Below are 6,079 nucleotides of genomic sequence, written 5' to 3' on the forward strand. Positions count from 1 at the left end.
CCAGAGGGGCGCGCGAAGGAACGCGGCCTTAACAGAGAACGGAGAACCACATGGAAACCATCGGCTTTATCGGCCTCGGCATCATGGGCGCGCCGATGGCGGGGCATCTGCTCGACGCGGGCTACACCGTCGTCGCCAGTGACCACCGCTCCAAGCCGCCGGCCGGTCTCGTCGCCAAGGGTTTGAAGACCGTCACCGGCCATAACGCTGTGGCGAAAGCGGCCGGCATCGTCATCACCATGGTGCCTGATACGCCTGAAGTGGCCGATGTGCTGTTTGGCGAAAACGGCGTCGCATCCGGCCTGACCGGGGGCAAGCTGGTCATCGACATGAGCTCGATCTCGCCGATCGAAACCAAGGTTTTTGCTAAGAAGATCAATGGGCTCGGCTGCGATTATCTCGACGCGCCGGTGTCGGGCGGCGAGGTCGGTGCCAAGTCGGCGTCGCTGACCATCATGGTCGGCGGCGAGGAAAAAGCCTTCGAGCGCGCCAGGCCGGTATTCGAAAAGATGGGCAAGAACATCACGCTGGTCGGGCCGAACGGCGTCGGCCAGATCACTAAGGTCGCCAACCAGATCGTCGTCGCGCTGACCATTGAAGCCGTCGCCGAAGCCCTTGTTTTTGCTTCAAAAGCGGGTGCTGATCCAGCCAAGGTCCGGCAGGCGCTGATGGGCGGACTGGCCGCCTCGCGCATCCTCGAAGTGCATGGCGAGCGCATGATCAAGCGCACCTTCGCGCCGGGTTTCCGCATCGAACTGCACCAGAAGGACCTCAACCTGGCGCTGGAAGGCGCGAAGGCGCTTGGTGTCGCGCTGCCCAATACTTCGACGACGCAGCAACTGTTCAATTCCTGCGCGGCCAATGGCGGCGCCAAGGAGGATCACTCGGCCCTGGTCAGGGCGCTGGAGCGGATGGCGGGACATAGTTTAGGGGAGTAGGGCAGTAGGAAAGGTCTGTTCACGGCATCAGACAAACTTGCCTATTCCCCTGCTCCCTTACTGCCCTATATTGCCCTACTCCCCTAACCCAAAAACTTCCTCGCCGCATAAAGGCTTACCGCCGCGGCGTTCGACACATTGAGTGAGCGGATGGCGCCGGGCATGTCGAGCCGGGCGAGCGTGGTCACCGTCTCGCGCGTCTTCTGGCGCAGGCCCTTGCCTTCGGCGCCCAGCACCAGCGCGATCTTTTCCCCGGTAAAGCTCTTCTCGAGTTCCGCCGGTCCGTCCGAATCGAGGCCGATGGTCTGGAAGCCGGCCTCGTGCAACTGGCCGAGCGCGTCGGCGAGGTTCTTCACCTCGATCTGGTCGATATGCTCCAGCGCGCCGGAGGCCGATTTCGCCAGCACGCCGGATTCCTGCGGGCTGTGGCGCGCTGTGGTGATCAGCGCGCCGGCGCTGAAGGCGACCGCCGAGCGCAGGATCGCGCCGACATTGTGCGGGTCGGTGACTTGGTCGAGGACCAGCACCAGCCTTGTGTCGCCGAGCGCATCGAGGCGCTTGGGCTTCAGCGGTTCGGCCTCGATCAGCACGCCTTGATGCACGGCATCGGAGCCGGTGACCTTGTCGATATCCTTCGGCTCCACCACCTCTGTCTTGAAGGGCAGGGCGGCGAGGTCGGTGATTGCCAGACGCTCGGCGGCGTTGCGCGTCACCAGCATCTTCTTGATCCGTCGGCGCGGATTGTCGAGCGCTGCCCGCACCGTGTGCAGGCCGTAAAGCCGCACCAGCCCATCCGCCGGGTTCTCGCCGGGCGGTATTGGCTGGCGCGGCCTGAACGCTGGCGCGCCGCCGGCCTTCTCGTCGCGATGGGCGCGGCGCAGCTTGGCATAGTGGGTATCTTTGGGGGTGCCTGCCTTATTGCTCATGGCTGGCTTCTATAACCGCCTACTTCGGCTAAGGATATGGCACGTTGCGGCGGATACCGAACAACAACGAAAAAGGCTTGCTGCGCGGTTGACACCCAATGACCTTGCCGCCATAAGGCGCTTCGCTGATTTCGGACAAAACCGGAGGTTTCGACCCTGATCAGCGAGAATGCCTCGTTGCAAGGCTTCGACGGCAGGCTGGAGAGGTGCCCGAGTGGTTAAAGGGGACGGACTGTAAATCCGTTGGCTTAGCCTACGTTGGTTCGAATCCAACCCTCTCCACCACTGCCAGCCCGGAAGCCTTGAAGCGTGCGGGTATAGCTCAGTGGTAGAGCAGCAGCCTTCCAAGCTGAATATGCGGGTTCGATTCCCGCTACCCGCTCCAGATTTCCCAACCCGGTGCAGATTCCCGTCCGCTGCAAGTCTCGCGCATGATCCCAAGCCAAAGGTCAGCGCAGATTGAAACGCTTTGCGGACGGGACCGTCCGCAATTGAAATTCATGGTGTTGGAGCTTCGTGGCGCGTCCAACGGGGCGCGGCGAGCTAGTTGCTGAATTTGCTGAATATCGACGCGACCTGATGCTGCTGCGGCACTTGGCCGTTCGGCGTCAGCTGGTCGACGATACCCGGCAAGGCCGCGGACAATTGCTTGAGCAAGTCCTGCTCGTTCAACCCTGTCCTTGCGCGATCTCGCGAATGACCTGTGGGCCTAGCGCATTGCCCAGGTCGTTGGCCTGGATCGGCTGGTTCTGCCCGGTGCCGACCCACGAATCGGCGGTATTGCCGTGCCCGACTTCTTTCAGTCTATCGAGCAGGCCACCCAGTCCGCCAAGCAGGCCGCCATCGGCGGATGTGGTCGTCCCCGATGGGGAAGGCGCGGGGGCGGGGCTTTCAGCCTGGTCCGTCTGGTCGGCACTTTTGCCGCTCAGCATTTTTCCAACCAGCAACGCACCGAGCGCGATCATCAGCGGCTTGGCGACGTTGCCGCCGGGAACGGCATTGTCAAACAATCCCATTGTGGATCTCCATGTCAATGTTGCCCATCCCATACCCACAATGACCCATTCGGGCTGAATTTCAAGTTGGCTGAAGCTTTCCGTAATCGCGAATTTCAAGTTGGCTTGAGCTTTGCTTGATGATGTGGAAGTAATTGAGGGCGGGGAATGGAGAGGAAAATGTCGATACTAAGCTGGATCATCCTCGGCGTCATCGCCGGTTTTCTTGGCAGCAAGATCGTCAACAAGAGCGGGCAGGGCCTTGTGCTCGATATCGTGCTCGGGATCGTGGGTGCCATCGTCGGCGGGCTGATCTTCAGCGCCTTTGGCGCGTCAGGGGTTACCGGCCTCAACATCTACAGCCTGATCGTCGCCGTGATCGGCGCGGTGGTTGTTCTTTGGGCCTATCACCAGTTCACCGGGAAGCGGGCTCTCTAGAAATCGGAAGCCCGGCAAAGCGGAGCCGCTTCGACGAGCTGCGCGACGTATTCTAACCGGCCGCATTCGGTCCTGTATTCAATGTCGCGGCTTTCCGCTCTGGGAAGCCGCGACCCTCTGAAACGCCCCACCTGATCCGTTTTGAAAATCTCCCGGATCAGCATGTTGAGGCTAGCCTCGAGTCCTCCGGCCAGAATTGGCCACAACTCATCGAGCAAACGCCTCAAGGCTGTTTCGAGAGCCGCGTCACCGCCTATTCTGACAGGCAGGTCAGGCATTTCCCCCACCATGATTTCTTTGACAGAGAATGCGAAAACGAAACGATAACTTGGTTGAGCGTTTCTAACATGGCGCAGGTCGGCAATGGCGATTGAAATAAAACAGCTCGCAATCACCTACTATCCTATTCCCAAGAGCGGCAGCAGCAGCATCAAATACGCGCTTATGGCGCTCGACGGAAATCAGCGCGCTCTCGCCGATCCGGACAATGAGGTTCACGGGCAACTGACGACGAATTACGTCGATCCCTTCCTTGCGGTCTATGACGGACACAAGGGCAAGTTCACGATCGTTCGCGATCCGCTGGAAAGGCTCCTCTCGGCCTATACGAGCAGGATATCCGATGCTCGGGTTTTGACTAGGCCGACTGCGGACAAAGTGAAGCTCGAAAACTTTGGCATTCCGGTTGACCCAGACTTCGATACCTTCATTTTCAACATCGAGAAATACTGCGCATGTTCGTGGGAGATCCAGTTCCACGTGGCATCGCCGCGCTATTTTACCGGCTGCAGCCTGTTCCTCTTCGAACATGTCTTCAAATTCGAGCAGATGGACAAAGTGGAGGCGTTTTTGTCTTCCGTAAGCGGACGGGCGCTCGATCTGCCCCGGCTGCAGATCGGCGGCAGGAAAATCAGCCCTTCGGATCTGTCGCCGGCGGCACTGGCCAAGGCGATGCGGTTTTGCCGTTACGACTATGGTTTTCTCGTCGACCACTACGATCCGCAAAAATGGGGAGGTATTCCTGAAGGCGACGCCGGCGATCCCTCAACGCTGCATGTTTTCGGCGATCCGGCAGCCTTGCGCGATGGCCGGATCGTCTACCCCCGAACGGCGCGCAATCTCCTTCACTTCATGCTTAAACGCTCGCTTGTCGAGCCGAGGATAAGCCTTTAGGTGCCGATCGCGCCGGTTATCCTTCAGCACGTCCAGCGATCGCCACATGCTCTAGGCCACCACGGTCAGCCGGCGCCTGCGCTCGTCGAGCGACACGATGGTCAGCCCACTGGCGATCACCAGCAGGATGCCGCCGATCGCCAGCGCGTTCGGGAATTCCTGGAACACCACCAGACCCGAGATGACCGCCCAGACGGTGAAGCAGTAGTAGAACGGCGCCACGACGCCGGTCGGGCCAACGCGATAGGCCATGAAGATGAAAAAATGGCCGAAGATCAGAAACAATCCGGCCCCGGCCATCAGCAGCAAATGATGCGTTTCGGGCATCACCCAACGCTCGGACATAAGATGCGCAACGCCTGAGCCGACCAGCACCACCACCACCGCGGAAATCGCGACGATCATTCCAGGCACATTGGCGGCGACCTGCCGCCCGGCCAGATCGCGCGCGGCGGCGAATGCGGCGTTGCCGAGCGCCAGCAAGGCGTAGATCGAGATTCCCTGCGTGGTCGGCTGCGCCACCATCACCGCTCCGATGAAGCCGAGCCCGATCAGCGCCATGCGCAGCCCGCCGATCCGCTCGCGGAAGATGACGGAGGAGCCGACCAGCACGAGCAGGGGAGTGATCTGCCCCAGGGCGGTCGAATCGGCGATCTGCATGTTGGCGAGCGCCACCACATAGCAAAGGATTGCCGCCAGCTCGAGCAGGTTTCTCTGTAACACCCTCCTGTCGAGGATCAGCGGGATCTGCCTGGCGTAGCCCAGCGAAAACAGCAACGGGATGCCCCACAGCGTTGCCGCCGTCCCGCGCAGGAGCAGCACCTCATAAGGTGGCAACCCCACCGTCGCGAGCTTCATCATCGTGTCGTTGACGACATAGGACCCGGTCGAGAGGACCATGAACAGCGGGCCGCGGATGGCGATCGGGATGAAATGCATCCAGTCAGGAGATCAGAGTGGCGCCACACCGGCAATGGGCCAGATCCGACCGTAAAACCAGCAGGGCAGACAAGCGGGAGGGCGATATCCATCCGCTGAATGCCGATGTCAGCGGAACCTATCTTCGCCCATTCCATTTCTTCCTACGCGTTCCTATATCCGCGCCACATCCCCGAAAACCGGATTACGGGTTCAGACTGGGTGGGCGTGCGCTCGGCCACAAGGCACTTGTGTTTTTCGGCTGTAGTCGCTAATCGCCCCGCATTCGACTGAACTGAAGGTCCCGGCCGTCCAAGGAAAGAGACTATGGCAAAAGGTAAATTCGAGCGTACAAAGCCTCATGTGAACATCGGCACGATTGGCCACGTTGATCATGGCAAGACGTCGCTGACGGCGGCGATCACGAAGTATTTTGGCGAATACAAGCGCTACGACCAGATCGATGCGGCGCCGGAGGAGAAGGCGCGCGGCATCACGATTTCGACGGCGCATGTCGAATACGAGACGGAGAACCGCCACTACGCGCATGTCGACTGCCCCGGGCATGCCGACTATGTGAAGAACATGATCACCGGTGCCGCGCAGATGGACGGGGCGATCCTGGTTGTGTCGGCGGCCGACGGCCCGATGCCGCAGACGCGCGAGCACATCCTGCTTGCCCGTCAGGTCG

General features: G+C 60.7%; 7 protein-coding genes, 2 tRNA genes and 1 pseudogene. 6 read left to right on the forward strand and 4 right to left on the reverse strand.

The annotated features are described in order from the left end of the window. The first annotated feature begins 50 nt into the window (after positions 1-50). Positions 51-938 (forward strand): 2-hydroxy-3-oxopropionate reductase, encoded by an 888-nt coding sequence (locus E5X88_RS05270; protein WP_292158932.1) that lies wholly within the window; start codon positions 51-53, stop codon positions 936-938. Between the two features lie 83 nt (positions 939-1,021). Here E5X88_RS05270 and E5X88_RS05275 read toward each other — a convergent pair whose 3' ends face one another. Next, the gene (locus E5X88_RS05275; protein ID WP_292158933.1) at positions 1,022-1,864 is read right to left on the reverse strand and encodes an RNA methyltransferase; all 843 of its coding nucleotides are present in this window, start codon (positions 1,862-1,864) and stop codon (positions 1,022-1,024) included. A 200-nt stretch (positions 1,865-2,064) separates the two neighbouring features. Between E5X88_RS05275 and E5X88_RS05280 the strand changes: the two genes are divergently transcribed. Beyond that, a tRNA-Tyr gene (locus tag E5X88_RS05280) sits at positions 2,065-2,149 on the forward strand. A gap of 26 nt (positions 2,150-2,175) precedes the next feature. Further along, positions 2,176-2,249 (forward strand) — tRNA-Gly (locus E5X88_RS05285). 158 nt (positions 2,250-2,407) lie between these two features. Here E5X88_RS05285 and E5X88_RS05290 read toward each other — a convergent pair. Then, positions 2,408-2,880 (reverse strand): annotated as a pseudogene (locus E5X88_RS05290) (YidB family protein). A 159-nt stretch (positions 2,881-3,039) separates the two neighbouring features. On the opposite strand from E5X88_RS05290, the gene E5X88_RS05295 reads away from it, so the two are divergent. Beyond that, positions 3,040-3,297, forward strand: a complete 258-nt coding sequence (locus E5X88_RS05295) for a GlsB/YeaQ/YmgE family stress response membrane protein (RefSeq protein ID WP_292158935.1) — start codon at positions 3,040-3,042, stop codon at positions 3,295-3,297. Here the strand turns inward: E5X88_RS05295 and E5X88_RS05300 are convergent. Continuing rightward, on the reverse strand, positions 3,294-3,692 hold the full coding sequence (locus E5X88_RS05300; RefSeq protein ID WP_292158937.1) for a hypothetical protein: 399 nt from the start codon (positions 3,690-3,692) through the stop codon (positions 3,294-3,296). The genes E5X88_RS05295 and E5X88_RS05300 overlap by 4 nt on opposite strands. Between E5X88_RS05300 and E5X88_RS05305 the strand changes: the two genes are divergently transcribed. Beyond that, positions 3,661-4,470, forward strand: coding sequence for a sulfotransferase family 2 domain-containing protein (locus E5X88_RS05305; RefSeq protein ID WP_292158939.1), 810 nt, complete (start codon positions 3,661-3,663; stop codon positions 4,468-4,470). The two genes, E5X88_RS05300 and E5X88_RS05305, sit on opposite strands and share 32 nt — an antisense overlap. Positions 4,471-4,521: 51 nt before the next feature. Here the strand turns inward: E5X88_RS05305 and E5X88_RS05310 are convergent, their stop codons facing one another. Next, positions 4,522-5,409: a DMT family transporter gene (locus E5X88_RS05310; protein WP_292158941.1), complete on the reverse strand. Its 888-nt coding sequence runs from the start codon at positions 5,407-5,409 to the stop codon at positions 4,522-4,524. 306 nt (positions 5,410-5,715) lie between these two features. Here E5X88_RS05310 and E5X88_RS05315 point away from each other — a divergent pair. After that, positions 5,716-6,079 (forward strand): GTP-binding protein (locus E5X88_RS05315; RefSeq protein ID WP_292158944.1); only part of this gene is annotated, 364 nt, incomplete at its 3' end.

Origin of the sequence: Mesorhizobium sp. (genome assembly GCF_004962245.1) — a bacterium.
Classification (GTDB): domain Bacteria; phylum Pseudomonadota; class Alphaproteobacteria; order Rhizobiales; family Rhizobiaceae; genus Mesorhizobium.